1 pseudogene is annotated in these 308 nt (G+C 43.2%); it reads left to right on the plus strand.

Annotated elements, in window-relative coordinates:
* A pseudogene (locus IR141_RS13065) lies at positions 1 to 308 on the plus strand (IS1595-like element ISGasp1 family transposase); the annotation flags it as partial.

Here is a 308-nt window from a genome sequence, read left to right on the forward strand (position 1 = left end):
AGAAGTTGATGAAAGCTATTTTGGCGGACAACGCAAAGGCAAACGTGGTCGCGGTGCGGCTGGCAAAGTGGCTGTATTCGGGCTTTTGAAGCGTAATGGTAAGGTTTACACCGTTGCCGTACCCAATACACAAACTGCGACTTTATTGCCAATTATCCGCGAGCAAGTGAAGCCTGATAGCATTGTTTATACCGATTGTTACAAAAGTTATGACGTTCTTGATGTGAGCGAATTTTCACATTTTCGGATCAATCACAGCACACATTTTGCTGAGCGACAAAATCACATTAACGGAATTGAGAACTTTT

Origin of the sequence: Neisseria sp. 19428wB4_WF04 (assembly GCF_015235335.1) — a bacterium.
GTDB lineage: Bacteria > Pseudomonadota > Gammaproteobacteria > Burkholderiales > Neisseriaceae > Neisseria > Neisseria musculi.